This window comes from Leifsonia araucanica (genome assembly GCF_051161895.1).
Lineage (GTDB): Bacteria > Actinomycetota > Actinomycetes > Actinomycetales > Microbacteriaceae > Leifsonia.
Genome location: NZ_JBMBTW010000002.1, coordinates 2,945,282 through 2,970,654, shown reverse-complemented (window position 1 = coordinate 2,970,654; position 25,373 = coordinate 2,945,282). Strand labels below are relative to the sequence as shown.

Genomic DNA, 25,373 nt, shown 5'->3' with positions numbered 1-25,373 from the left:
GGATGATCCGGTGCGTCTCGTCATTGCCCATTGCTCCGTCGATTACGCCGGTCGCTTGAGCGCTCACCTGCCGCTCGCGAACCGGCTCCTCATGCTCAAATCCGACGGCAGCCTGCTCGTCCACTCCGACGGCGGCTCCTATAAGCCGCTCAACTGGATGAGCCCGCCCTGCACCCTCAGCGTCATCGAGCCGGACGACGCGCAACGGGATGCCGGTGTCACCGAGGTCTGGAAGGTCACCCAGGCGAAGACGGCGGACATGCTCGTCGTCTCCATCCACGAGGTGCTGCACGACTCCGCGCACGACCTCGGCGTCGACCCCGGCCTGCAGAAGGACGGCGTCGAAGCCCACCTGCAGAAGCTGCTGGCCGAGCAGATCCACCTCCTCGGCGACGGGCACACCCTCGTGCGCCGCGAGTACATGACGGCGATCGGCCCCGTCGACATCCTGGCCAGGGATGCGGCGGGCGGCTCCGTCGCCGTCGAGCTGAAGCGCCGGGGAGACATCGACGGCGTCGAGCAGCTCACCCGCTACCTGGAGCTGATGAACCGCGATCCGCACCTCGCCCCCGTGCAGGGCGTGTTCGCCGCGCAGGAGATCAAACCGCAGGCACGCACCCTCGCGGAGGACCGCGGCATCCGGTGCCTGGTGCTCGACTACGACGCCATGCGCGGCCTCGACGACAGCGACAGCAGGCTGTTCTGATGAAGCAGCCCCGCTTTCCGCAGAGCTACGAGAACGTCGCCGTCCGCACGGCGCTGGCCGCCATCGCGGCAGAGCCGACCCTCGAGAATCTGGATGCGCTGCTCGCCGCCGCGGTGAAGGGCGGCCTGGTCGTCGACGTCACCGGCTCCACCCCGCAGGACACCCGCCTGCGCACGCTCACGTCTACGAACGGCGAGCCCGTGCTGCCGCTGTTCACGTCGATGAAGGCGCTGCGGGATGCGGTGGGCGCCACGGAGGAGGGCGCGGGCACGCAGGTGCAGGCCGTGATCGTGCCGGCCACCGAGGCGCTGGGCTTCATCCGGTCGGCCGAGTTCGTTGCCGTGCAGTTCAACCCGGGCACCGAGCAGACGATGGTCGTCGCCCGCTCCCACATCGAGTCAGCTCTCAGCGAGCACTGAGACGTTTCTGAAACACCTCACATACCATAGGACAGCTATGACCAACCCGACCCCCACCACCGTCACCCGCACCTGGACCTGCGTCCTGTTCGACCTCGACGGCACCCTCACAGACTCCGCACCCGGCATCACCTCCTCTCTCGTCACCACCTTCGAGACCCTCGGCCTGCCCGTGCCATCCCCCGCCAAGCTCGTCGAGTACGTCGGCCCTCCCCTCCTCGAATCCCTGCAGGAGTTCGCCGGGATGACCGAGCAGGAAGCGCGTGACGCCCTCACGGTCTACCGCGCCGACTACCACGAGAACGGCGCGTTCGACTCTGCAGTCTTCCCGGGCATCCGGGGGCTGCTCACCCGGCTGCAGGCCGCGGGCATCCCGCTGGCCGTCGCGACGAGCAAGCCCGAGCTGCAGGCCAAGCGCATCCTGGAGCACTTCGACCTCGCGCAGTACTTCGACGTGATCACCGGCGCTTCGGAGGACGAGACGCTGAGCGCGAAGGCCGACGTCGTCGCCGAGGCGCTGCGCCGCCTGACCGCTCAGGGCGTGGACCTGGCGCACACCGTGATGGTGGGCGACCGGTCGTTCGACGTGGAGGGCGCAGGCGAGAACGGGCTGCCGACCATCCTGGTGGAGTGGGGATACGGCTCCCCCGCCGAGGCCGCCGGCGCCATCGCGGTCGTGCACTCCAGCGACCAGCTGAGCGCGCTGCTGCTCGGCTGATCCCGTTTCCTTCTGCTGTGGGCAGACCAGCTGTCAGCCCTCGCGAGTAAGCTGAATGTTTGCAATTCCGGACACACATACAGCACTAGGAAACAAACATGCAGTCACGTAAGAAAATGCTCGTTCCGGCCGTCATCGCGGCGGCCCTCACCATCGGTTCCCTCGCAGGCTGCGCCAGCGGCAGCGGGAACGACACGTCATCCAGCCCATCGGCTTCCGAGACCGCCGCAGCTTCGGCCACGCTCCCCGCGAGCTTCCCGAAGAAGGACGTCCCGCTCGTCGACGGGATCCTGCTCGTCGCCCGCGGCGACGAGGCCAACGGCTGGTCGGTCACGGTCCAGCCGAAGAACACGACAGGCTTCGCCGACGCGAAGTCCGCCCTCGAGAAGGCCGGATACACCATCCAGTCCGGCGCAACCGACTCGAAGGCCGTCTTCACCAACGACAAGTACACCGTCGCCGTCGGCACCCCCGGCGTCTCGGTGACCTACGCGGTCACCGCCAACTAGCGACACCATCGAGTCCGGACTTGTTCACGGGCGCGCTCGGCGCGTCGCGTGAACAGGTTCGGACTCGATTCTTTTGCGCGGCGGGGCGGCGCTCACGAGTCGATGATGCGGACGAGCTCGTCGATGAAGGTGGGGAACGCGGCGGTGCGGCGGATGAGGGAGAGCACCGTCTCGCGGTCGGAGAAGACCTCGACGAACTGGTCGAAGACCGTCTGGAAGGATGCCCGGCCGCCCGCGTCGAACGCGATGTATGCGATGACGTTGACCCGCGCATCCCCCCAGTCCATCGCGGTGTCGTTGACCACGATGGCGATGGCCGTGCGCTTGGCGCTCATCGTCATCGCGTGCGGCACCGCCAGCGAGTCGGTGAACGCCGTCGACGACATGTGCTCGCGCTCGATGGTCTGGTCGACGTAGTCCTGGTCGATCGCGCCGGCCGCGATCATCCTGTCGCCCAGCGCCCTGATCATCGAGTCAGGGTCGCGGGCGTAGAAGTTCCGCAGGAAGAGCCGCTCGTCGAAGTATTCGAGCAGGTCGTTCTTGATCCGCGCCCGGCGACGCTGACGCCGGATGCGCGCGATGGCCTGCCGCGTGTGCTCGATGTCCGCCTCGGTCAGGAACGGCTGCACGATCACCGTGTTCTCCCTGCGCCCGCGCGGCTCGATCGTGCTCAGCACGAGGTCGGCGTCGATCGCATCCCAGTCGGCCTCCGTCGAGGTGATCACGCTCGTCACGTCCAGTTCGTCGCCGAGCGCGCTCTCCAGCCGCTCCCTGAGCAGGATGTGCATGTCGTAGTAGTTGGGGCAGATGACCGCGCAGGTGACCGCATCCCTCCGGCGTGACTGCTGCTCCAGGTATGCGCCGACGTGCATCGCGATGTATGCGATCTCGTCGTCGTTGACCACGATGTCCTCCGCGGCCTGCAACCGGCTCGCGATGTAGACGGCCAGCTCGTAGATCATCGGGTACGAGCTCTTGATCGAGCGGGTCAGCGGGTTGCGCGAGTACGTCTTCTCGTGGGCGCGCGCCACCAGGTTCTGCACGTGCAGAGTGAGGCGCACGATGAAGTTCTCGTCCCGCAGGTCCACCAGGTACTCGGTGGATGCGCGTGCCACGATCCCGCGCACCACCTCCAAGTCGTCGTCGCTCACGAACTCGGCGACGGTGTCGGACCCCGCCCCGGGCGCGATCACCCTGGTGCGCAGCAGGATCGCCAGGTAGCGCAGCTCGGTCGGGTCGAGCACGACGTCGAAGTGCGTGGTGACGAGGGTGCCGAGGTCGTCGGCGAGCGTGCGGATGGTCTCGCTCACCTCCGGGTCGGCCGCGGCGGGGAGCACGCGGTTCTTGGCGACGCGGTCGAGCGCGACCGCCATGTGCAGCAGCACGTCGTTGATGCCGTACTCGTTGACGAAGAAGCCGCGGGCATCCAGCATCTCGACCAGGTCGGACTTGAAGCTCGCCAGCCCCTCGGACGCGAACGCCTCCTGGATGCGTGCGATGTCGACGACGCCCTGGCGCATCTCGTCGCGGAACAGGCGGCTCAGCAGCTTGCGCCGGGCGATCTCCGGGCCGGCCAGCTGCACGACGGGGCCTCTGCGCGTGAGCGTGAGCTCGGTGTCCGCGAGGAGGCCGCGCATCCTGGTCAGGTCGGACTCCATGGTGGAGTCGCTGACGAACAGGCTCTCCGCCGTCTCGAACACGTCGATGCCGTCCGGCTCGTCGAGCAGGCGGCGCACGAGGAAGACGAGCCGCTCCTGCGGGGAGTCCGCTGTGTCGCCGCTGCCCGCTCCCGCTGCCGCGTCGGCGAGGAAGGCGTCGTACGCCTCCCGGTCCAGCCGGTAGCCGCTTGCACCGGACTCGACCAACTCCTTGAGCGCGGCGGTGTAACTGCGGATGCTGCGGGTGGTCACACCGAGTTCACTCGCGAGGTCGGCGGCCGTCACCCAGGCAGCACGGCGCGCGAGAATGTCCAGCATTCTCGTCTGCTTCGCCGAGAGGGCCACCGCGACCACCTTTCTCCCCGAGTCAACCACCTCCTGACCGCACGGAGGCCGCTCCCCGACGATCTTTCCGCACAGGAGGAAGAAACGCTGCTGGCACGACCGGTGGATGCGGACAAGCATCGAAGAGGCTCCATCCGCACCATCTCGAAAGGCAAGGCAGGTCAATGAAGATCCTGGTCGTCTGTGGCGCCGGCGCGTCAAGCACGTTCGTCGCCCTGAAGCTGCGCACAGCAGCTGCCGCTCGTGGTGTCGAGGCGAACGTCGTCGCAGGGAGCGCCAGCCAGCTCGAGTCGTACGCGGGCGTCGACGTCGTCCTCGTCGGTGCGCACCTCTCGCCGCAGCTCCCCGCCCTGCAGGAACTGGCGGCATCGTCCGGCGCCGCCGTCGCCGTGCTGCCCGCCGTCTCCCCCGCTGCCATCGACGGATCCGCGGCCCTCAACCTGGCTCTCGACGCAAAAGCTGCGGCCCTGTGAGCAGCGAGACTATGAATATGGGAAGCCGGGAAACGTTCCCGAGCGACACCGAAGGAGCACAGAATCATGGCTGAGCGGATCATCACCGTCGGATCGACCCACGGGCTGCACGCGCGCCCGGCGAAGCTGTTCGTCGAGGCCGTCGGCAAGTCCGGCGCGCAGGTGAAGCTGACCAAGGAGGGCGGCAAGACCGTCGACGCGGGAAGCATCCTGGGCGTCATCTCCCTGGGCATCGACCACGGGGACAAGATCGTTCTCACCACGGACGCACCGGGCGGTGAGGCCGTTCTCGACGACCTGGCCGAGATCCTCGCGACGGATCACGACGCCTGATCATGTCCGACACCACCGCCACCGACATCCTCACCGGGGCAGGCATCGGCCAGGGCATCGCCATCGGCCGCGTGCTCCGGATGTCCGACCCGCTTCCCGAGCCGGCAGACACCCCCAGCACCAGCACCCCCGACGAGGAGCGCGCACGCTTCGCCTCCGCGGTCGCCGCCGTCGCAGACGACCTGCGCGCCCGCGCCGCGAAGGTGGACGGCACCGCGGCCGACGTGCTCGAAGCCCAGTCGATGATGGCGGAGGACTCCACCCTCGCCTCCGACGTCTCCGACCGCATCGATTCCGGCAAGACCGCGGAACGCGCCGTGTTCGAGGGTTTCGCCGTCTTCCGCGACATGCTGATCGGCCTCGGCGGATACATGGGAGAGCGCGCGACCGACCTGGACGATGTCGCGCAGCGCGTCATCTCGGCGCTGTCCGGCCGCCCGGCACCCGGCGTGCCGCAGTCCGACACCCCGTACATCCTGGTCGCGCACGACCTCGCGCCGGCCGATACCGCTCTGCTCGACCTGACCAAGGTTCTCGGCCTGGTCACTCGCGAGGGCGGACCGACGTCGCACACCGCGATCCTGGCGCGCGAGAAGGCCATCGTCGCCATCGTCGGCGTGGCAGGGGCGGACGCCATCGCCGACGGCACCGAGATCGTGGTGGACGCCGCATCCGGAACCGTCACGGTCGCACCGGACGCCGAACTCCGCGCCGATGCAGAGCGCCGCATCGCCGACCGCGAGGCCGCCCTCAGCGGGGGAACCGAGCCAGGCACGCTCGCCGACGGCACCGCCATCCCGCTGCTCGCCAACCTCGGTTCGGCAGACGGCGCACAGAAGGCAGTGGATGCGGGTGCCGAGGGCGTCGGCCTGTTCCGCACCGAGTTCCTCTTCCTCGACCAGCGCATGGCCCCGACCGTCGAGCAGCAGCGGGCGGAGTACATCCGGCTGCTGTCGGCGTTCCCCGGCCAGAAGGTGGTCGCGCGCGTGCTGGACGCGGGCGCGGACAAGCCGCTCGAGTTCCTGAACGACGCGCACGAGGACAACCCGGCGCTCGGCCTGCGCGGCCTGCGCGCGCTCCGCGCGAACGAGGACCTGCTGCGCGAGCAGCTGACGGCCCTCGCCGAAGCCGACGCCGCCACGGACGCCGACCTCTGGGTGATGGCGCCGATGGTCGCGACGGTCGAGGAGACCCGCTACTTCGTGCAGCTGGCGTCCGAGTTCGGGCTGAAGACCGTCGGCGTGATGGTGGAGATCCCGTCGGCAGCGCTGACGGCAGACCGCATCCTGCGCGAGGCGGCGTTCGCCTCCATCGGCACCAACGACCTCACCCAGTACACGCTCGCCGCCGACCGCCTGCTCGGCTCCGTCGCCGGGTTCCAGGACCCGTGGCACCCGGCCGTCCTCCGCCTGATCGGCGAGGTCGGTAAGGCGGGAACCGAGCTCGGCAAGCCGGTCGGCATCTGCGGTGAGGCCGCGGCCGACCCGCTGCTCGCCGTCGTGCTCGTCGGCCTCGGTGCGACGACCCTCTCGATGTCGCCGGCGGCGATCGCCGACGTGCGCATGTCCATCAAGCGCTTCACCCTCGACCAGGCGAAGAGCCTGGCCGGGATCGCACTGGCCGCCGATGGCGCGGCAGAGGCCCGGGATGCGGTTCGCGCCGCCATCTCCGGGCGCCCCCCACAGTAACCCCGACAAGAAACGAGGCACCACAATGTCCACGGCGTCAGAGACGACGACACGGAAGCCGAACGGCGCGCGCGTTCACGTGCAACGCTTCGGAACCTTCCTCTCGAACATGGTCATGCCGAACATCCCTGCGTTCATCGCCTGGGGGTTCATCACGGCACTCTTCATCGCGACCGGCTGGCTGCAGAGCACCAACTGGGCGATCAGCGGCATCCTCGGCGGTTTCGGGGACCAGGCGAAGATCGGCTGGGAAGGCGCCGCCACCGTGCTGGCGCAGGACCCGAGTGGTCACACCTTCAACCAGTACGTGGGCCTCGTCGGCCCGATGATCACCTACCTGCTGCCCCTGCTGATCGCGAACACCGGTGGCCGCATGGTCTACGGCGTGCGCGGCGGCGTGGTCGGCTCCATCGCCACGATGGGTGTGATCGTCGGCAGCAACATCCCGATGTTCATCGGCGCGATGATCATGGGCCCGCTCGGTGCATACGTGATCAAGCAGGTGGACCGCATCTGGGACGGCAAGATCAAGGCCGGCTTCGAGATGCTGGTGAACAACTTCTCGGCAGGCATCGTCGGCATGCTGTTGTCGATCGGCGCGTTCTTCGGCATCGCACCGATCGTCGAGTGGCTGAGCAGCGTGCTGGGCGGTGCGGTGAACTGGCTGGTGTCCCTGCACCTGCTGCCGCTCGCGAGCATCCTGATCGAGCCGGGCAAGGTGCTGTTCCTCAACAACGCGATCAACCACGGCGTGCTCACCCCGCTCGGCATCGAGCAGGCGCAGCAGACCGGCAAGTCGATCCTGTTCCTCCTCGAGGCGAACCCCGGCCCCGGTCTCGGCATCCTGGCCGCGTACTCGTTCTTCGGCCTCGGCGTCGCCCGGGCGAGCGCACCCGGCGCGATCATCATCCAGTTCTTCGGTGGCATCCACGAGATCTACTTCCCGTACGTGCTGATGAAGCCGATCCTGATCATCGGCGCCATCGCCGGCGGTATGACCGGTGTCGCGATCAACGCCGCGTTCCAGACCGGCCTCCGCGCTCCGGCCTCCCCCGGCTCGATCATCGCCGTGCTGCTGCAGACCCCTGGCCCGAGCCTCGTCGGCGTGGTGCTCTCGGTGATCGGAGCGGCCGCCGTGTCGTTCATCGTCTGCTCCGTCATCCTGCGTGCGAGCCGCAAGCGCGACCTTGCTGCGGGCAACGCCGGTGACATGACGGCGGCCGTCGCCGCGACCCAGGCCAACAAGGGCAAGGAGTCGAGCGTGCTGCAGAGCCTCGTCAACGAGGGAGAGCACGACACCGGTGACGCCCAGGGCGACGCGACGTCGCGGCTCGTGCGCAACATCGTGTTCGCGTGCGACGCTGGGATGGGGTCGAGCGCGATGGGCGCCTCCGTCCTCCGCAACAAGATCAAGAAGGCGGGCATCGAAGGGGTGACGGTGACGAACCAGGCCATCAGCAACCTCGACGGCACCGCCGACCTCGTGATCACCCAGCGCGAGCTGACCGACCGCGCGAAGGGCCAGTCCCCCGCGTCGCAGCACGTCTCGGTGGACAACTTCATGAACAGCCCGCGCTACGACGAGGTGGTCGACCTCGTGAAGGCGCAGCAGAACACTCCGGAGGACGCGAACCGATGACAGACACAATTCTCGACAGGGCCAACGTGGTGGCGGCGGGGACCGCATCCACCAGGGAGGACGCCATCCGCGAGGCCGGCGCCCTGCTGGTGGCCGCCGGAGCGGTGGAGCCCGCGTACGTCGACTCGATGCAGGACCGCGAGAACACCGTCTCGACCTTCATGGGCAACGGCCTCGCGATCCCGCACGGCACCAACGAGTCCAAGGACGAGATCAAGCGGTCCGCGCTGTCGTTCATCCGGTACTCCTCCCCCCTCGACTGGGGCGGCGAGGAGGTGCGGTTCGTCGTCGGCATCGCCGGGCAGAACAACGAGCACCTGGAGATCCTGTCCAAGATCGCGATCCTCTTCTCGGAGGAGGACGACGTGCAGAAACTGCTCGACGCACCGGATGCGGACGCCCTGTTCGCGCTCCTCGGCGACGTGAACGAATAGGACGGGTGAGGAACGCATGAAAGCCGTCCACTTCGGTGCGGGCAACATCGGCCGCGGCTTCGTGGGGCTCCTGCTCCACGAAGCCGGGTACGAGGTGGTGTTCGCGGATGTCAACGCCGAGCTGATCGACGCCCTCGCCGCGGCGGACTCGTACAGCGTCCACGAGGTCGGCGAGCAGTCGAAGACCACCGTGGTGGACGGCTTCCGTGCGATCAACAGCGCGACGGACGAGGCGGCACTGGTCGCGGAGATCGCGTCGGCCGACATCGTCACCACGGCGGTGGGCCCGCGCATCCTGCGCTTCGTCGCGCCGGTGATCGCCGCCGGACTCGCCGCCCGCGCAGACGACGCCCCGCGGCTCGCCGTGATGGCGTGCGAGAACGCGATCGGCGCGACCGACCTGCTCGCCGCCGAGCTGTTCGACGGCCTGCCGGACGACGAGACCCGGGATGCGCTGGCCGCGAAGGCGATCTTCGCCAACACCGCCGTCGACCGCATCGTGCCCGCCCAGGCGCCCGATGCCGGGATCGACGTGACGGTCGAGGCGTTCTACGAGTGGGTGGTCGACCGCAGCCCGTTCGCGGGGGCGGAGCCGAGCATCCCCGGCGCGCACTTCGTCGACTCGCTCGCGCCGTACATCGAGCGCAAGCTGTTCACAGTGAACACCGGGCACGCGACCGTGGCGTACACCGGCTTCCTGGCGGGAGCGACGACGATCAGCGAGGCCATCGCGATCCCCGCCGTGCGCTCCGCGGCCGAGGCGGCACTGGAGGAGACGTCGGCGGCGCTGGCGGCCAAACACGGCCTCGACGCAGCCGACCTGGCAGCGTACCGGGCGAAGATCCTGGACAGGTTCACGAACCCGTACCTGGTCGACGAGGTGACCCGCGTCGGCCGCGAGCCGCTGCGCAAGCTCGGCCGCGACGACCGCTTCATCGGCCCGGCCGCCGACTACGTGCAGTACACGGGAGGGATCCCGGATGCGCTGCTCACGGCCGTCGGCGCCGCCCTGCGCTTCGACGTGCCGGAGGACACCCAGAGCGTCGAGCTGCAGCAGCTGCTGCGCGAGGCGACCGCGGAGGACATCGTGCGCGAGATCACCGGGATCACGGACGACGAGCGTCTGTTCGCGCCGCTGGTCGCGACGGTGCGCGGTGTGCAGGAGTCTGGTCGGTAGGTCCTGCGACCGTGTGTGACGACGGCGCTGGCGGCGAGGTTTGCCGTCAGCGCCGTTTGAAGTAGACGAAGAGCTGCTTCTCGCGCGCGAGCTGCACCGCGGCGACGGCGCCGACCAGGGTCGCGGCGGCCCCGGAGACGATCACCCGGGCGGCGAGCTCGGTGAGCGCCGCGGGGTCGCCCGCTTCCGCGACGATGACCGCCGTGGCCCCGGATGCCCAGAGCCCGGCGAGAACTGCCCAGAACGTCGTCTCGATGACGACCTGCACGGCCAGGTCTCCCCCACGCACGCCGCTGTGCCTGGCCGCAGCGAACTCCAGCCGTCTCCGCCACGCGGCCATGAACGCGAGCGCGGCGGCGACGACAGCGGCAGCCGCCGGTGCGAACCGGGTGACCCGGACGTCGAACCGCTCTGCCCCATCGAACCGGACGCCGAGCGTCGAGTTGAGCTGCTGCAGTTGCGGCGCTCGTGAATCGCTCGTGCCGGTATCCGAGTGAACCGTCGTCGGCAGCAGCCTCTCCACGGCGGCCGACTGGGGCCAGACTTCCAGCCAGCACTGATCGAACGCACGGTCGTCGCTCGTCGGCATCAGGATGGCGTAGCCCAGGCCGGGCATCCGGCCGTCGGCGGCGTAGTCGTACACGCCGCCGACCACCGTCGTGCCCTCCCGCATCGTCAGCGGGTCGCCGACCCGGGACCCCAGCGTCTCCGCGACCTCGGCGGACACCAGCACGCCTGCTCCCGGCCGCGCGCTGCCCAGCGACTCGAACCCGCCGAATCCCGGACTCACCGCGAACGCCGGGATGCGCGATCCAGGCAGCCGGTCGACGGTCACCTTGTCCGCTGCCCGGATCGCGCCGGCGGCGCGCACCCCGTCGACGTCGGCCAGGCTCTCGCAGACCGCGCCGTCGATGCGCCCGTCGGCAACGTAGACGATGGTCGCGGCGCCGGATGCGCGATAGCGGCGCCCCTCATCCTGCAGCGCGGCGACCGTGCTCACCTCCACCGCAGCGAGGGCCACCAGGATCACGCAGAGCACGGCCCCGAAGATCCCGCCCTTGGTCGTGCCGGAGCGGAGGTTGAGCAGCGCCTCGGTGAGGATCGCGAGCGGGCGCATCAGTGAGCTGCCAGGTCGATGGCGGCCGTGCACGCATCCCGGGTGCGGGCGTCGTGGGTCGCGACGACGACGATGGTCCCGTCCTCCGCGAGCGTCGACAGCGCCTGGTTGACCGCGTCGGACGATGTCGCGTCGAGCTGCGCCGTCGGTTCGTCGACCAGCAGGAGGTCAGGCACCGCCGCCATCCCGCGTGCCAGCATGAGCCGTTGCGCCTCGCCTCCGGAGAGCTGGTGGAACGGCGCGGAGGCCACCGCCGTCAGCCCGACTCGCGCGAGCCTCCTCCGGGCTTCGGCGCGGGCCTCAGCGTGAAGCATCCCGCGGGCGAGGAGCGGAAGGGCGAGGTGATCCTCGGCCGTTCTCCCGGGAACGCCGTGCGGATTCTGGAACACCCAGGCGGTGGATTGGATGCCGTCGCGATCCACGGTCCCGCCTGTCGGCTCAGTCCATCCGGCGAGGATGCTGAGCAGCGTGCTCTTGCCGGAGCCGGACGGTCCGGTGAGGGCGTAGACGTTGTTCGGCAGGAGGCTGAAGCTCACGTCGGCGAACAGGGGCGCGGCGTCGCCGAAGCGGTGCGTGAGCCCGGTGGCCGCTACCTGCACGCCGGTGCACCCCGCACGCCGAGGTCGACGCGCGTCACTGTCGCCGGGGCGGCGAGCTGGACGAACGTCTTGCCGAGCTGCGAGCCGATCAGCCGCACCGCGTGCGGCGTGCCACCGCTCAGGATGCACGCGTCATCCCGCTCGATCGCGTACAGGGCCGCGGGAGGGACCACGAGCGTCGCGACCGGCTCGGCCAGCCGGAACTCCACGGACACCGTCACGGCGCCGTCCTGACCTCCGGCGTCCTGCTGTCCCTGCCCGTGTGCCTGCCCCTGCCCGCCGCCGAGCGCGGAGCGATAGGACGGGGTGTCGGCCAGGATGCGCAGCGACTCCTCCGCGACGACGGCACCGTTCGCATCCACCGGGATGGTCGCGTCATCGACGGCGATGACGCGCTCCCCGGGAACCGCTTCGGCCGGGATGCCCTGCACAGACGCGGACGCGACAGCACGCGTCAGCGTGGCCAGAGGATCGCCGACGGTGACCTGGTCGCCCACCTGCGCGTCACAGGACACGGCGGTGACCGCCGGAGCAGGCAACCACACGAACAGGTCGGCCGGCACGGTCTGCCACTCCGCCGACTGATGACCGAGCCCCTTGGCCAGCACGCGCACGGCAGAGAGCGACCCGCGGCCGAGGGTGCCGTCCACGACGATGTCGTGACCGAGCCGAGCCAGCTCGGCCTGCAGGGCAGACACATCCGGACCCTTGTCTCCGACCGAAAGGTCGCGCCACAACGGCTGCCCGGTAGCGAGCAGTATGAGCGCTTCGTCGTTGACGGACACGGCAGAGCTCCCGGACGCCAGCTCACCGCCGGCCACGCAGGTCATCGCGGTCACACGCCCCTCCCGCGGGAACGCGAGAGTGCGCTGAGCACCAGGGGCGACCGCGAGGCTCAGCTGCCGCCCGTCTGGGAACTGCTGCGAGGAGACGGGCACGGTGCCGGTGCCCGTGGCGCGCGCGATGTCGGCCGGGGTGCTCGCCGGAGCGATGGCGACCCCGATCGACAGGCCGACGCTGAGGGTGGCGGCACCCACCGCCACCAGCAGCGAGACACGGCCGGGGATGCGGCGGCGGGCGGTGCCCGGCGAGCGGCGGCGGAACGCCACCGTCAGCCCGCCCGGTTGTTGAGTTCAAGAGGGTCGCTGAAGCACTCACCGGCCTTCATCGAGTCGTGGCCGAACGGAAAGCTCCAATCCTCCAGGTCGCGCGCATAGTCCTTCGCGGTGTACCCCGGATCAACCAGGCCCTTCTTGACCAGACACGCTGCGACGATCGTGTTCTCGTCCAATCGTTCAGGGTTTCGAAGCATTTGCGCTCGCAGACCGCTGACAGCATTGAAGCCAGACGTGCAGGCCGTGTACGCAGCCTTCAGTACGGGGTCCTCCCCGTCGAAGCTGTTCGTGACGGTGAACGCGCCATATTCGTCGTCGATCGTCACGGTGAAGTTCTTGGCGGCCATACAGGCCACGAACGTGTCACTGATCTCGGAGTAGTCGGCGTCGGTGATTGATTCCTTGGCGAGGATGGTCCGTGCCGTCTCGTCGTCGGTCTGTCGGTAGTTCTCGGCGAACTCGGCAGCCCAGGGGCCAGTGAATGTCGGCACCTCCTCGGAGGACGCACCCGATGCTTTCGGCACACTCTCCGAGGCCGTAGCGCAGCCGCCGAGTAGGAAGAGAGCTGTGCAGGCCCCCAACCAGACGACCGTAGCCCGCACGCTCAGCTTGCGCACGCCGGGCACCTAGATCTGGAACCCGTACCCGGTCATGCCGGCCCAGCACACGTTCTGCTTCGACGTGCCACCCTTCGCCGCCCATGCCGCGTACTTGACCCCGCTGGTGGTGCTATTGAAATGACGGATCTTTCCAGCGGAGTCGGGGTAGTTGTATGCCTGCCAGGTGGAGAGACCGACGTGATAGGTCGCGGCCTGCGCGGGCGCTGCGAAGGCCAGGCCTGCCCCGCCCATGATCCCGGCGGCGACAGCGATCCCTGCGATCTTTTTAGTGATTCCGTGCTTCATTGCAGTTTCCTTCCGTCGTGTCTGCTGTAACACTTCCTAGGAAAGTAGCATTAACATGTAAAGCCTCAAATGTTTGTAATCCAGGCCTTTCGCAGCGCTCGCCCCGGCGTCTCGTCGGTGCGCCTCCCGTCCGCGATCACCGGCCGCCCGGCGACGAACACCCACGGGATGCCCTCCGCCTGCCGCCTCGGATCGTCGTAGGTCGCGCGGTCGGTCACGGTGGCCGGGTCGAACAGCACAAGGTCGGCGACCATCCCTGGCGCGATCCGCCCGCGGTCGGTCAGCCCCAACCGCGCGGCCGGGCGGGCGGAGAGGTGCACGATCGCGTCTTCGAGGGTGAGCACGCCCACCTCCCGCACGTAGTGGCCGAGGTAGCGCGGGAACGTGCCCCACGACCGTGGATGCGGCTGCGCGCCGACCAGGATGCCGTCGCTTCCTCCGGTGTGCCGGGGGTGGCGCATCATCGTTCGGACGTTCTGCTCGTCCCCGACGTGCTGCAGGATGCTCGTGCCCAGCCGGTCGGCGACGAGCAGGTCGAAGTACGCCTCGGTGGGCGGGACGCCCTGGTCGGCGGCGATGGCGGCGATGGTGCGGCCGACCGCCGCGGAGAGGGCGGGGTCGCGCACCCCGGAGATTTCGATGGTGGCCCAGTCGACGGGCACCCCGTGGCAGCCGTCGGTGCCGAGCACGTCCAGTTCGTGGGCGACACTGGCCCGCACGGCCGGGTCGGCGAGGCGGGCGATGGTCGCCTCCGGACCGCCGACCGCCGACCAGCTGGGCAGCAGCGCGGAGAGGGTGGTGGAGCCCGCGAGGTATGGATAGGTGTCGATGGTGAGGTCGACGCCGTCGGCGATGGCGCCGTCGATCAGGTCGACCAGGTCGGCGGCCCTCCCCCGGTTCACGCCGAAGTTCATCGTCGCGTGGGTGAGATGGAGCGCGCATCCCGTGTCGCGGGCGATGGCGACCATCTCGGCGTAGGCGTCGAGCGCTCCCGCGCCGTACGAGCGCTGGTGCGGCGCGTAGAAGCCGCCGTGCTCGGCGACGACGGCGCAGAGGGCGGCGAGCTCGGCGGTGTCGGCGAACATCCCAGGCACATAAGTGAGGCCGGAGGACAGGCCGAACGCTCCGTCGCGCATCCCGGCGGCGACGATGGCGCGCATGCCGTCCAGCTCGGCGGGGGTGGCCCGGCGGTTCTCGGTGCCGACGACGGCCATGCGGACCGAGCCCTGCGGGATGAGGTACGCGACGTTCGCGGCGGTGCCGCGTGCATCCACGGCCGCGAGGTAGTCCGCGACACTGCGCCAGGAGAAGTCGAGGCCGTCCGGGACGCCGTTCCAGCCAGCCAGCTGCTCGCGCAGGATCGGCATCGTCTCGTCAGTCGCCGGGACGTAGGAGAGGCCGTCCTGGCCGAGAACCTCGGTCGTGACGCCCTGCGAGACCTTGGCGAGGTGAGCACTGTCGGTGAGCACGGCGAGGTCGGAGTGCGCGTGCATGTCGATGAAGCCGGGCGCGACGGCCAGCCCGGATGCGTCGATGATGCGGGCGCCGGGAGCATCGAGGTGCCGGCCGACCTCCGCGATCCTGTCGCCGTGCAGCAGCACGTCGGCCACCCGGCCGGGGCTGCCGGACCCGTCGAGCACCAGGCCGCCGCGGAGGAGAGTGGATGCGCCGCTGCGAGTGGATGCGAGCGGCGCCGCTTCCCCGCTCACGGCCGGAGGGCCGCCGCCCGGAACTCCGCCGCCCGCTCGGTGATCGCGTCCCAGTCGGCCGCCTCGATAGTCGCGGCGGACACCACGCTCGACCCTGCGGTGACGGCGAGCGCTCCCGCCTGCACCCACGCGGCCGCGTTGTCGGCACGCAGGCCGCCGGACGGCACGAATTCGACGCCGGGGAACGGGCCGCCGAGGTCTTTCAGGTAGCCGGGGCCGACGAGCGTCGCCGGGAAGATCTTCACCGCGGCGGCTCCGGCCTCCACGGCACGCATCACCTCGGTGGGGGTCAGCGCCCCCAGCAGGAACGGGATGCCCGCCTCGCGGCAGATCGCCGCGACCCCGTCGTGCAGCCCGGGGGTCACGATGAAGCGGGCTCCGGCGGCGATGGCGGCCTCGGCCTTGACCTCGTCGGTGACGGTCCCGGCGCCCACCAGCGCTCCGTGCTCGGACGCGGCTGCTGCCGCCTCGGCGACGATCCGCTCGACGCCGGGGGTGGTGAAGGTGAACTCGACCGCGCGGATGCCGCCGGAGGCCAGGGCGGCGCAGAGCGCGGAGGGGTCGTCGATGCGCGGGGCGCGGACGACGGTGATGGCGCGGTCGGCACGGAGGGTGTCGAGGAGGGTGGGGTCGGTGTGGCTCATGGGCTCCTGCGCTGGGTGGTCGGTGGTCGGGGGGGGGTGCGGCGGGGTCAGCCGAACGCTGTCTCCAGCAAGCCGATGACAAGCGACGTCTCCGCCGTGACGTCGTCCACCACAGGCAGCGCCCGCCACTTGTCGAAGGTGGTGCACGGGTGAGACAGGCCGAAGCGGATCACGTCGCCCACCTCGACCACCGCAGACTCCGGCACGCGCACGAACGTGTGCTGGTCGTTCATCGCGGTGGCGACGGCGTCGGGGAACGGGGTCACGGCGCGCTCGCCGAACCGCCTCAGCGCCTGCGGCACCGGCAGTCCCTCGTCGTACGGGAAGTCGCGCTTGCCCGCATCCACCAGCACCAGGCCGGGTTCCGGACGGGAGACGACGGTCGCCCAGCCGTGGATCGCCGAGCGGAACTCACCCCCCGGACCGCGCCGGAGCGGGGTGATGCCGCTGTAGAAGCCGTCGTCGTGGGTGATGTACGCACCGGAGCGCAGCAGCACGTCGACCGCCCGTCCGCGCTCGCCGGCCAGGTCGCGGCGGGGCGCGAGCACCTCGGCGACCACGTCGAAGTATGCGCTGCCGCCCGCGGTGAGGATCGTCGGGGCGTCGTCCGAGTCGTCCGGGTAGAGCCCGGCGGCCTCGATCGCGTCGTGCAGGGCGAGCATCCGCTGCAGGTAGGAACGCACGACCCCGAGCGCGGCGTCCGTGCCGTCGTGCGCGAGAGCGCCCTCGTACCCGGCCACCCCGGCCAGCCGCAGGCCGGTGGATGCGGCGACCGCCTCGGCCACGGCCAGCGCGTCCTCCACGCTGCGCGCCCCGGTGCGCCCTCCCGGAGCGCCGAGCTCGACCAGCACGCCGAGCGGCGAGGTTCGGTCGTCCGCCGTCGCCAGCACGGCATCCATGATCTCCACCGCGCGCACCGAGTCCACCCACACCAGCACGCGTTCGGCGTGCGGGGCCACGAAACGCAGCGCATCCGGTTGCACCAGGGCGTTGGCGAGCATCACCCGCGGGATGTCCCACTCCAGGGCGACCGACAGCTGCCAGGGGGTCGCGACCGTGATGCCCCAGGCGCCGGCGTCGAGCTGGCGCTGCCAGAGTTCGCGGTTCATCGTCGTCTTGCCGTGCGGCGCGATGCCCACTCCGGCCGCCGCGCACCAGGCGGCCATCGTGTCGAGGTTGTGCTGCACGGCGGCCTCGCTCACCGTGACGAGCGGCGTGGGGAAGTCGGTCAGCGGCGGGCGGCGCTCGCCGAGAGCGGCGACCTCGTCCGCTGTGGATGCGAGCGGCATGGCCTTGCTGGCGAGCACACGACTCCTTTGCGTTGCACAGGGCGCAACGTAGATTGCATAAACTGTTCTCCCTGTTCTAGCATGACGACCATCCCCGGCGAAACCCCGGCGCAGCGCCGACCATCCCAGACGGCACGGGATGACACGAGACGAGGTGCGCGTGGGCAGACTGGTGACCATCGGAGAGGCCATGGTCGTCCTCTACCCGGACGTGCACCGGCCGCTCGCCGAGGCGGAGACGTTCGGCTCCGACGTCGGCGGGGCCGAGTTCAACGTCGCCACCTCGCTCGCCAGGATGGGCCTCCCCACCGCGTGGATCTCGCGCCTCGGCGACGACGGCTTCGGCGAACGCATCCGCGCCGCCGCGACGGACGCCGGCCTCGACCTGTCCGCGGTCGAGACGGACGACAGCCGCCCGACCGGCATCTACGTCAAAGAGACCACCAGCGGCCCGCACGGCGCAGGCACCAGGATGCACTACTACCGCAGCGGGTCCGCCGCGTCCGCCATCGGGCCAGGCACCCTCGCAGCGGACCCGGCGGCGAGCATCCTGCGCGACGCCGCCATCGTGCACACCAGCGGCATCACCGCCGCCATCTCGGACAGCGCGGCACAGGCGGTCGCGACCCTCCGCGAGGCGACGGGACCGACCACCACCATCAGCGTCGACCTCAACCACCGGCCGCGGCTCTGGCACGGCAGGGACACGGCGCCGCTCGACGCGCTCGTCGGTCAGGCCGGGACGCTGTTCGTCGGCGCGGACGAGGCGGAGGCATACTTCGGGCACAGCGACCCGCAGCGGCTGTTCGACGCGCATCCACTGCTCGAACGGGTGGTGCTCAAAGACGACTCTCGCCGCGCATCCAGCTACCTGCGGGAGGGGGAGGAGACCCACGTCGCCTGCCTCACGGTCGAGGTGGTCGAGCCGGTCGGGGCCGGCGACGCCTTCGCCGCCGGCTACCTCGCCGGGCTCTCCGAGGGCAGGACGGCCGCGGCGTGCCTGCGGCTCGGCCACGCCCTCGCGGCGCTGACGCTGATCGGGCACGGCGACCGCCCGCTGACGGTCCCGGATGCGCGCGAGCGCGACCTGCTCGCGGACGCGCCGGACGCCACCTGGTCGGCGTGGCACGTGCATCCCGGCGACATCCCCTGGCGGACGGCGTCGTGAGCCAGTCCCTCTCCCGCGCGCTCGACCTGCTCGACCTCGTCTCGAACGGCACCCGGACGCTCGACGCCCTCGCCGAGGCTGTCGGCGTGCACAAGACCACGGTGCTCCGGCTGCTCAGGACGCTCGAAGAGCACGGGTACGTCACCCGCGACTCCGAGTACCGATACCACGTCGGCTCGACGGTGTTCACGCTGGCGCAGACCGCGCTCGACACCCGGGATGTGCGGGGCGTGGCCTCCCCGGTGCTGCGCGCGCTCGGCGCCGCCACCGGCCAGACCGTGCACCTCGCCGCATACGACGGCGGGACGGTGACCTACATCGACAAGGTCGAATCCCGGCAGCCGCTGCGGATGTACTCGCGGGTGGGGCTGCCGGCCGCGCTGCACGCCACGGCGGTGGCCAAGGTGCTGCTCGGCGGGCTGGACGATGCCGAGCTGGCGCGCGTCGCATCCACTGTCGACTTCGAGCGCTTCACCGGCAACACCATCGGGTCGCCCGCCGAGCTGATCGAGGAGGTGCGCCGCAGCGCAGAACGCGGCTGGGCACAGGACCACGAGGAGCACGAGACGTTCATGAACTGCGTCGGCGCCCCGGTGTTCGGCGCGGACGGGCGCATCGCGGCCGCCGTGTCCGTCTCCGTGCCGAACGTGGTGCTGCCGTACGAGGGCGTCCTCGGCCTGCTTCCTGCGCTGCACGACGCGACCGCCCGCATCTCGGCGGAGCTCGGCTTCACCGGCAATTCCCCTTTCCTTCCTCCGACCACCCCATCCCGACCGTCTCGAAAGGACACCGATGACTGACCGCACCGCGATCTCCACCACCGACGCCCCCGCCCCGGCGCACACCTTCTCGCAGGGGGTGAAGCGCGGCCCGTTCGTGCAGGTCTCCGGCCAGGGTCCCGTCGACCCTGCGACGAACGAATACCTTTTCCCCGGCGACGTGGCAGCGCAGACCACCCGCACGCTGCAGAACGTCGAGGCGATCCTGGCGGCGGGCGGCGCGACCTTCGACGACGTGATGATGCTGCGCGTCTACCTCACCACCCGCGACGACTTCGCCGCGATGAACGACGCATTCGGCGCGTTCATCGCCCCGCGCGTCGCCTCCGGCGTCCTCCCGGCCCGCACCACCGTCTTCACCGGGCTCCCCCGCGCCGAGATGCTCGTCGAGATCGACGCGCTCGCCGTCCTCGCCTGAGCTGACATGATCTGACCCGCCCGCCTCCGGCTCGTGCCCGCCCGGCTGAAATGCATGCATTTGCGGGGGCGGGGGCGGGCAGTATGGTCGGGGTGTGAACGACATCGCGGTGACGATGGTGATCCTCGGTGTCACCGTGGTCGCGTTCGTGAGCGGCAAGGTTCCGAAGGGGCTCGTGGCGGTCGGCGCGGCACTCGCGCTCCTGGCCACGGGCATCCTCGACCTGCACGAGGCGTTCGCCGGATTCGCCGATCCAGCCGTCGTGCTGATCGCCGCGCTGTTCGTGGTCGCCGAAGGCCTCGACGCCTCCGGACTCACCGGATGGGCCGGGCAGCAGCTCGTCGCCCGCGGCGGCACCAAGACGGCGGTGCTGACCGTGCTCGTGATGCTCGTGGTAGCCGTGCTGTCCGCCCTGATCAGCGTGAACGGCGCGGTCGCCGCGCTGCTGCCCGTCGTGGTGGTCGTCGCCTCCCGGATCTCCGTCGCGCCGTCTCGCCTGCTGCTGCCGCTCGCGTTCGGCGCCCACGCCGGTTCGCTGCTGACCCTCACCGGCAGCCCGGTCAACGTCATCATCTCCGAACTGGCCGCGACCACCGGCCACGGAGCGTTCGGCTTCTTCGATTTCACCGCCATCGGCGCCGTCCTGGTGGTCGGCACGGTGCTCATCACCGTGCTGTTCGGCCGCTGGCTCATCCCGGAGCGCCGCCCGGCAACCATGCCACGCGACCTGAGCGACCACGCCAGGACGCTGCTCGGGGAGTACGCCTCCCCGCAGCCGTTCGCCAGGGTGCGCGTGCGCGGCGGCTCACCCCTCATCGGCCGCCCGACGGCGAAACTCAGCCTCGGCGACCAGTCGGCCGTGCAGCTGATCGCCGTGCAGGGCACGGACCGCCGCCCGGCCGGGGACGTCGTGCGCTCCGGCGACCGCCTGCTGCTCCGCGGAGACACCGCGAGCATCCGCATCCTGAAGCACGACAACAAGCTGACCGGGCTGGGTGTCAACGGCGCGGTCGGGCGCACGGATGCGCTCATCGACTCCACGTACGGCGTGGCGGAAGTGGTGGTCGCCCCGCGGTCGAGCATGGTGGGCGAGACCGTGTTCCCGGGGATGGTCACCGAGAGCGGCGACCTCGTCATCCTGGCCGTTCAGCGCTCCGGCGAGCCGATCGACGCGCAGACCATCGTGCTCGAATCGGGCGACACCCTCCTGGTTCAGGGCCGCTGGGACAAGCTCGACATCAACCTCGCCGACCCGGGAGTGCTCGTCGTCGACGAACCGGACCAGCTGCGCAGGCAGGCCGCCCCGCTCGGCGCCCGCGCCTGGATCGCGCTGGCCGTGCTCGTGCTGATGGTGGCGGCGCTCGCCACGGGCGTCATGCCGCCCGCCGTCGTCGGCCTCCTCGCCGCCGCCGCGATGGTGCTCACCCGCGTCGTCACCGTCGAGCGCGCGCACCGCTCCATCTCGTGGACCACCCTGCTCCTGGTGGGCGGCATGATCCCGATGTCCACGGCCATCACCAAGACGGGCGCGGCCGAGCTGATCGCCAACGGGCTGGTCTCCGCGGTCGGGAGGTACGGCCCCCTTCTGGTGCTGGCGTCGCTGTGCGTGGTGGCGCTCATCTTCGGCCAGCTGATCAGCAACACGGCCACGGCGCTCATCATCGCTCCGATCGCCGTCTCCGTCGCCGGCGAGCTCGGCGTCTCCCCCCTCCCCTTCCTGATGGCCGTCGCCGTGGTCTGCGCCGCCGCGTTCCTCACCCCGGTCGCGACCCCGGCCAACTTCATGATCATGGGACCGGCCGGCCTGCGCTTCGGCGACTACTGGCGCTACGGCCTCGCCCTCGTCGCCCTCTTCCTCGCCGCCGCCGTCTTCCTCGTCCCGCTCATCTGGCCGTTCTAGCCCGCGATTGCTGCCACGATGGAGGCGTGGAAGAGCGAGTCGTGTTGCAGGTGGAGGGTGTCGGCTTCGTGCGCGGGGGCAGGACGATCCTCGACGACATCGGGATGCGCGTGCACGCCGGAGAGCACTGGGCGCTGATCGGTTCGAACGGCGCGGGCAAGAGCACCATCCTGAGCATGCTCGGCGCGGTCGTGCACCCCACCCGCGGCACCGTGGAGGTGCTCGGCCGGCGCCTCGGACGCGTCGACCTGCGCGAGCTGCGCGGCCTGATCGGGCACGTCAACCCGCGCCACGAGGTGCGCTCGCCGCTCACCGTGCGCGACGTCGTGCTCACCGGAGCGACGGGCACCACCGAACGCATGATGCGCTGGGAGCCGACCACCGAGCAGGAGCGCAGAGCGGACGACCTCATCCAGCTGCTCGGGATGCGCGACCTCGCCGACGCCGTCTGGCCGGTGCTGTCGCAGGGAGAGCGCGGTCGCGCCCTGATCGCCCGCGCCCTCCTGCCCGACCCGCACCTGCTGCTGCTCGACGAACCGAGCACCGGACTCGACATCGCGGCGAGGGAGCACCTGCTCGACAGAATCGACGGGCTGCGCGCCGAGCATCCCGACCTGGCGAGCGTGCTCGTCACGCACCACCTCGAGGAGCTTCCGGCGACCACGACCCACGCGATGCTGCTGCGCGACGGCCGCATCGTCGCGCAGGGCGCCGCCGGCGACGTGCTCACCAGCGAGCTCATCTCGGAGACCCTCGACTACCCGCTCTCGCTCACCAGGACCGACGGCCGGTGGGCGGTGCGCACCGCGGCGCGACGGGCCGTGATCACCGGCTGACCGCAGCCAAAATGGGAATAGTCCGCAACCCGGTCTCGCGGCCTCCACGCGGTGGTACGTTGCGCTTGTGAGCCGCATCGTGTCGGTGGCTCCGGTCGTGCCCGACCGGAGTTACAGCCAGGGCGAGATCACCGCGGCTCTGCTCGCGATGATCACCGCCGATCCAGGGCGCCAAGCGGTCATGCGCCGCATCCACGCATCCAGTGGGGTGGAGACGCGGAACCTCGTGATGCCGCTCGAACGGTACAGTTCGATCGCATCGTTCCAGGAGTCGAACGACTTCTTCATCGCCGAGGGCACGACGCTCGCCGAGCGCGCGCTCACCGGGGCCCTCGCCGCGGCCGGGCTGCAGCCGACGGACGTCGACTTCCTGCTCTTCACCTCGGTCACCGGCATCGCGGCACCGTCGATCGACGCGCAGCTCGTGCAGAGACTCGGGCTCCGCAGCGACGTCAAACGGCTGCCGAGCTTCGGGCTCGGGTGTGTGGCCGGCGCGGCCGGGATCGCGCGGGTCAACGACTATCTGGTCGGCCATCCGAACGAGGTGGCCGTGCTGCTGTCCGTCGAGCTCTGCTCGCTCACGGTGCAGGCCAGCGACGACTCGATGGCGAACATCGTCGCCAGCGGCCTGTTCGGCGACGGGGCCGCCGCCGTGATCATGGTGGGCGACCAGCGCGCGAAGCAGCTGGGACTGCCCGGCCCGGAGGTCGTCGACACCCGCAGCCGCATCTACCCGGACACCGCGGACGTGATCGGCTGGGACATCGGAGGCACCGGGTTCCGCATCGTCCTCAGCGCCGGTGTTCCCGAGGTGATCGACCGCAACTTCGCCTCGGATGCCGAGGGCCTGCTGGCCGCGCACGACCTGACCATCGGCGACGTCGGGGCCTGGGCGGCGCATCCGGGCGGCCCGAAGGTGCTCGAAGCGTTCTCGCGGGCGCTCGACCTGCCGGACGGCGCGCTCGACGCCAGCTGGCGGTCGCTGGCGCGCGTCGGCAACCTGTCGTCCGCCGCGGTCCTGCACGTGCTGGCCGAGCTGATGGATGCGCACCACGCGCCGGGCACGAACGGCCTGCTCTTCGCGCTCGGCCCCGGCGTCACCGCCGAGCTGGTGCTGCTGCGCTGGTCGGACGACGCCGTGCCTGCCGCCCCGGCGATCGGCGCGGCGGCGTGATCCTCTACACGATCCTGGTGCTCGCCACCGGCGGCGAGCGCATCGCCGAGTTGATCGTCTCCTCTCGCAATGCCGCCTGGTCGTTCGCGCGCGGAGGGGTCGAGTTCGGCCGAGGGCACTTCCCGCCGATGGTGGCGCTGCACACCGGGCTGCTGCTGGCCTGCCTGGCCGAGGTGTGGTTCGGCGACCGTCCGTTCATCCCGTGGCTGGGCTGGCCGATGCTGGTGCTCGTGCTCGCCAGCCAGGCGCTGCGTTGGTGGTGCATCGCCGCGCTCGGGCCGCGCTGGAACACGCGGGTCATCATCGTGCGCGACCTTCCACTGGTGACGCGTGGGCCGTACCGCTGGCTGAAACACCCCAACTACGTCGCCGTGGTGGTCGAGGGCTTCGCGCTCCCCCTCGTGCACACGGCGTGGATCACGGCCATCGCCTTCACCGTGCTGAACGCCGTGCTGCTGCTGGCCGTGCGCATCCCGTGCGAGAACAAGGCACTGGCCTCTGTGGAGCCGGCGCGGGCATGAGTGACCGACCCGGCCTGATCGTCGTCGGGGCGGGCCCTGTCGGGCTGGCGTGTGCGATCGAGGCGCGGCTGGCAGGCATCGAGGTGCTGGTGATCGAGGCGAGGGACGACCCGATCGACAAGGCGTGCGGCGAGGGTCTGATGCCGGGAGCGCTGGCCGCGCTGCACCTGATGGGGGTCGACCCCGCCGGCCATCCGCTGTCCGGGATCGCATACCTGGACGGGTCGCGCAGGGTCGAGCACGCGTTCGCCCAGCGGAAGGGCCGCGGCGTGCGCAGGACCGTGCTGCAGCAGGCGCTCGCCACCCGCGCCGTCGAGCTGGGCGCGACCGTCGAACGGGCCCGCGTCGTCGGGGTGGACAACGGCACGGACGCCGCCACCGTGACCATCGCGAGCGATGCGGCGCACCCGGCCGGCGGCACCCGCACGGCCCCGTGGCTGATCGCCGCGGACGGGCTGCATTCCCCGCTTCGCCGCCTGGCCGGCCTGGAGGGCAGGCAGCAACCGGATGCGCGCCGCCGCTTCGGCGTGCGCCGCCACTACGCGATCCCGCCGTGGACCGACCTGGTCGAGGTGCACTGGGCCGACGACGTCGAGGTGTACGTGACGCCGGTCGACGACAACCTCGTGGGCGTCGCAGTGCTCGGCCCCCGGCCGCTCGACCAGGATGCGGCCCTCGCGAGCATCCCGCAGCTGGCCGACCGGCTGGCGGGGGTGGATGCGGTCAGCTCGGTCCGCGGGGCAGGCCCGCTCCTGCAGCGCACCACGAGACGCACCTCCGGCCGCCTGATGCTGGTGGGAGACGCCTCCGGGTACGTGGATGCGCTCACCGGCGAGGGGATGCGCGTCGGCTTCGCCCAGGCGCGCGCCGCCGTCGGCGCCGTGCTCGCGGCAGACCCGTCGCAGTACGAGAGGGCCTGGCGCACGACCACCAGGGACTTCCGGATGCTCACCTCCGCGCTCGTCACCGCCGCCCGCTCCCCGCTCCGCGGGCGCATCGTGCCGACTGCAGCGACGCGCCCCCGCCTCTTCGGGTCGATCGTGGAGCGGCTTTCGCGCTGACGACGGCGCTCCGTATAGTATGTGACACGGTCGCTAGTC

Annotated in this window: 27 protein-coding genes; 18 read left to right on the top strand and 9 right to left on the bottom strand. The window is 70.5% G+C overall.

Going from position 1 to position 25,373, the window contains the following annotated elements; genetic code table 11:
• Positions 1-10: 10 nt before the first annotated feature.
• The 4 genes from nucS to ACN6M5_RS14430 all read left to right on the top strand — a co-directional run bounded on the left by nucS (position 11) and on the right by ACN6M5_RS14430 (position 2,352).
• Positions 11-706, top strand: a complete 696-nt coding sequence (gene nucS, locus ACN6M5_RS14445) for an endonuclease NucS (RefSeq protein WP_168688336.1) — start codon at positions 11-13, stop codon at positions 704-706.
• On the top strand, positions 706-1,125 hold the full coding sequence (locus ACN6M5_RS14440) for an SseB family protein (RefSeq protein ID WP_085367587.1): 420 nt from the start codon (positions 706-708) through the stop codon (positions 1,123-1,125). Before nucS ends, ACN6M5_RS14440 begins: the two co-directional genes overlap by 1 nt.
• 37 nt (positions 1,126-1,162) lie before the next feature.
• Positions 1,163-1,843 carry an HAD hydrolase-like protein gene (locus ACN6M5_RS14435; protein WP_085367586.1) on the top strand — a complete coding sequence of 227 codons (681 nt, stop codon included), beginning with the start codon at positions 1,163-1,165 and terminating at the stop codon, positions 1,841-1,843.
• Positions 1,844-1,941: 98 nt separating this feature from the next.
• On the top strand, positions 1,942-2,352 hold the full coding sequence (locus ACN6M5_RS14430) for a hypothetical protein (RefSeq protein ID WP_085367585.1): 411 nt from the start codon (positions 1,942-1,944) through the stop codon (positions 2,350-2,352).
• Positions 2,353-2,444: 92 nt separating this feature from the next.
• On the opposite strand, the gene ACN6M5_RS14425 is transcribed toward ACN6M5_RS14430, so the two are convergent.
• The gene (locus ACN6M5_RS14425; RefSeq protein WP_434950833.1) at positions 2,445-4,355 is read right to left on the bottom strand and encodes a BglG family transcription antiterminator; all 1,911 of its coding nucleotides are present in this window, start codon (positions 4,353-4,355) and stop codon (positions 2,445-2,447) included.
• Positions 4,356-4,519: 164 nt separating this feature from the next.
• On the opposite strand from ACN6M5_RS14425, the gene ACN6M5_RS14420 reads away from it, so the two are divergent.
• The 6 genes from ACN6M5_RS14420 (at position 4,520) to ACN6M5_RS14395 (ending at position 10,099) form a co-directional block, all read left to right on the top strand.
• Positions 4,520-4,828: a PTS sugar transporter subunit IIB gene (locus tag ACN6M5_RS14420; protein WP_434950831.1), complete on the top strand. Its 309-nt coding sequence runs from the start codon at positions 4,520-4,522 to the stop codon at positions 4,826-4,828.
• A gap of 66 nt (positions 4,829-4,894) precedes the next feature.
• Entirely contained in the window at positions 4,895-5,161 is a 267-nt protein-coding gene (locus ACN6M5_RS14415; protein ID WP_085367583.1) for an HPr family phosphocarrier protein, read from the top strand.
• A 2-nt stretch (positions 5,162-5,163) separates the two neighbouring features.
• A complete protein-coding gene (gene ptsP / locus ACN6M5_RS14410) occupies positions 5,164-6,849 on the top strand; it encodes a phosphoenolpyruvate--protein phosphotransferase (RefSeq protein ID WP_434950828.1) in 1,686 nt (561 codons plus the stop codon).
• A 25-nt stretch (positions 6,850-6,874) separates the two neighbouring features.
• Positions 6,875-8,488: a PTS mannitol transporter subunit IIBC gene (locus ACN6M5_RS14405; protein WP_434950826.1), complete on the top strand. Its 1,614-nt coding sequence runs from the start codon at positions 6,875-6,877 to the stop codon at positions 8,486-8,488.
• Positions 8,485-8,922 carry a PTS mannitol transporter subunit IIA gene (locus ACN6M5_RS14400; RefSeq protein WP_085367580.1) on the top strand — a complete coding sequence of 146 codons (438 nt, stop codon included), beginning with the start codon at positions 8,485-8,487 and terminating at the stop codon, positions 8,920-8,922. Before ACN6M5_RS14405 ends, ACN6M5_RS14400 begins: the two co-directional genes overlap by 4 nt.
• Before the next feature lie 16 nt (positions 8,923-8,938).
• Positions 8,939-10,099, top strand: a complete 1,161-nt coding sequence (locus ACN6M5_RS14395; RefSeq protein ID WP_434950824.1) for a mannitol-1-phosphate 5-dehydrogenase — start codon at positions 8,939-8,941, stop codon at positions 10,097-10,099.
• 46 nt (positions 10,100-10,145) lie between these two features.
• Here the strand turns inward: ACN6M5_RS14395 and ACN6M5_RS14390 are convergent, their stop codons facing one another.
• The 8 genes from ACN6M5_RS14390 to ACN6M5_RS14355 all read right to left on the bottom strand — a co-directional run bounded on the left by ACN6M5_RS14390 (position 10,146) and on the right by ACN6M5_RS14355 (position 17,495).
• Positions 10,146-11,216: a hypothetical protein gene (locus ACN6M5_RS14390; RefSeq protein WP_434950822.1), complete on the bottom strand. Its 1,071-nt coding sequence runs from the start codon at positions 11,214-11,216 to the stop codon at positions 10,146-10,148.
• Positions 11,216-11,815 carry an ATP-binding cassette domain-containing protein gene (locus ACN6M5_RS14385; RefSeq protein WP_434950820.1) on the bottom strand — a complete coding sequence of 200 codons (600 nt, stop codon included), beginning with the start codon at positions 11,813-11,815 and terminating at the stop codon, positions 11,216-11,218. Before ACN6M5_RS14385 ends, ACN6M5_RS14390 begins: the two co-directional genes overlap by 1 nt.
• Positions 11,806-12,924 (bottom strand): peptidoglycan-binding domain-containing protein, encoded by a 1,119-nt coding sequence (locus ACN6M5_RS14380; RefSeq protein WP_434950818.1) that lies wholly within the window; start codon positions 12,922-12,924, stop codon positions 11,806-11,808. The genes ACN6M5_RS14385 and ACN6M5_RS14380 overlap by 10 nt, the downstream gene beginning before the upstream one ends.
• Before the next feature lie 2 nt (positions 12,925-12,926).
• Positions 12,927-13,547 (bottom strand): hypothetical protein, encoded by a 621-nt coding sequence (locus ACN6M5_RS14375; protein WP_434950816.1) that lies wholly within the window; start codon positions 13,545-13,547, stop codon positions 12,927-12,929.
• A gap of 9 nt (positions 13,548-13,556) precedes the next feature.
• Positions 13,557-13,835, bottom strand: coding sequence for a hypothetical protein (locus tag ACN6M5_RS14370; protein ID WP_434950814.1), 279 nt, complete (start codon positions 13,833-13,835; stop codon positions 13,557-13,559).
• A gap of 65 nt (positions 13,836-13,900) precedes the next feature.
• Entirely contained in the window at positions 13,901-15,544 is a 1,644-nt protein-coding gene (locus tag ACN6M5_RS14365; RefSeq protein ID WP_434950812.1) for an N-acyl-D-amino-acid deacylase family protein, read from the bottom strand.
• Positions 15,541-16,188: a bifunctional 4-hydroxy-2-oxoglutarate aldolase/2-dehydro-3-deoxy-phosphogluconate aldolase gene (locus ACN6M5_RS14360; RefSeq protein WP_434950810.1), complete on the bottom strand. Its 648-nt coding sequence runs from the start codon at positions 16,186-16,188 to the stop codon at positions 15,541-15,543. Before ACN6M5_RS14360 ends, ACN6M5_RS14365 begins: the two co-directional genes overlap by 4 nt.
• 47 nt (positions 16,189-16,235) lie before the next feature.
• Entirely contained in the window at positions 16,236-17,495 is a 1,260-nt protein-coding gene (locus tag ACN6M5_RS14355) for an alanine racemase (protein WP_434950808.1), read from the bottom strand.
• Positions 17,496-17,616: 121 nt separating this feature from the next.
• Between ACN6M5_RS14355 and ACN6M5_RS14350 the strand changes: the two genes are divergently transcribed.
• From ACN6M5_RS14350 to ACN6M5_RS14315, 8 genes are all read left to right on the top strand, one after another.
• Complete coding sequence (locus ACN6M5_RS14350; RefSeq protein ID WP_434950806.1) at positions 17,617-18,645, top strand: sugar kinase; 1,029 nt, start codon at positions 17,617-17,619, stop codon at positions 18,643-18,645.
• Positions 18,642-19,445 (top strand): IclR family transcriptional regulator, encoded by an 804-nt coding sequence (locus tag ACN6M5_RS14345; protein ID WP_434950804.1) that lies wholly within the window; start codon positions 18,642-18,644, stop codon positions 19,443-19,445. The genes ACN6M5_RS14350 and ACN6M5_RS14345 overlap by 4 nt, the downstream gene beginning before the upstream one ends.
• Complete coding sequence (locus ACN6M5_RS14340) at positions 19,438-19,842, top strand: RidA family protein (protein ID WP_085367571.1); 405 nt, start codon at positions 19,438-19,440, stop codon at positions 19,840-19,842. The genes ACN6M5_RS14345 and ACN6M5_RS14340 overlap by 8 nt, the downstream gene beginning before the upstream one ends.
• Before the next feature lie 94 nt (positions 19,843-19,936).
• Positions 19,937-21,742 carry an SLC13 family permease gene (locus tag ACN6M5_RS14335; RefSeq protein ID WP_434950801.1) on the top strand — a complete coding sequence of 602 codons (1,806 nt, stop codon included), beginning with the start codon at positions 19,937-19,939 and terminating at the stop codon, positions 21,740-21,742.
• Positions 21,743-21,768: 26 nt separating this feature from the next.
• A complete protein-coding gene (locus ACN6M5_RS14330; RefSeq protein ID WP_434950799.1) occupies positions 21,769-22,578 on the top strand; it encodes an ABC transporter ATP-binding protein in 810 nt (269 codons plus the stop codon).
• A gap of 67 nt (positions 22,579-22,645) precedes the next feature.
• Positions 22,646-23,752, top strand: coding sequence for a type III polyketide synthase (locus ACN6M5_RS14325; RefSeq protein WP_434950797.1), 1,107 nt, complete (start codon positions 22,646-22,648; stop codon positions 23,750-23,752).
• Positions 23,749-24,273 carry an isoprenylcysteine carboxyl methyltransferase family protein gene (locus ACN6M5_RS14320; protein ID WP_168688323.1) on the top strand — a complete coding sequence of 175 codons (525 nt, stop codon included), beginning with the start codon at positions 23,749-23,751 and terminating at the stop codon, positions 24,271-24,273. Before ACN6M5_RS14325 ends, ACN6M5_RS14320 begins: the two co-directional genes overlap by 4 nt.
• Entirely contained in the window at positions 24,270-25,334 is a 1,065-nt protein-coding gene (locus ACN6M5_RS14315) for an NAD(P)/FAD-dependent oxidoreductase (RefSeq protein WP_434950795.1), read from the top strand. Before ACN6M5_RS14320 ends, ACN6M5_RS14315 begins: the two co-directional genes overlap by 4 nt.
• The last annotated feature ends 39 nt before the right edge of the window (positions 25,335-25,373 follow it).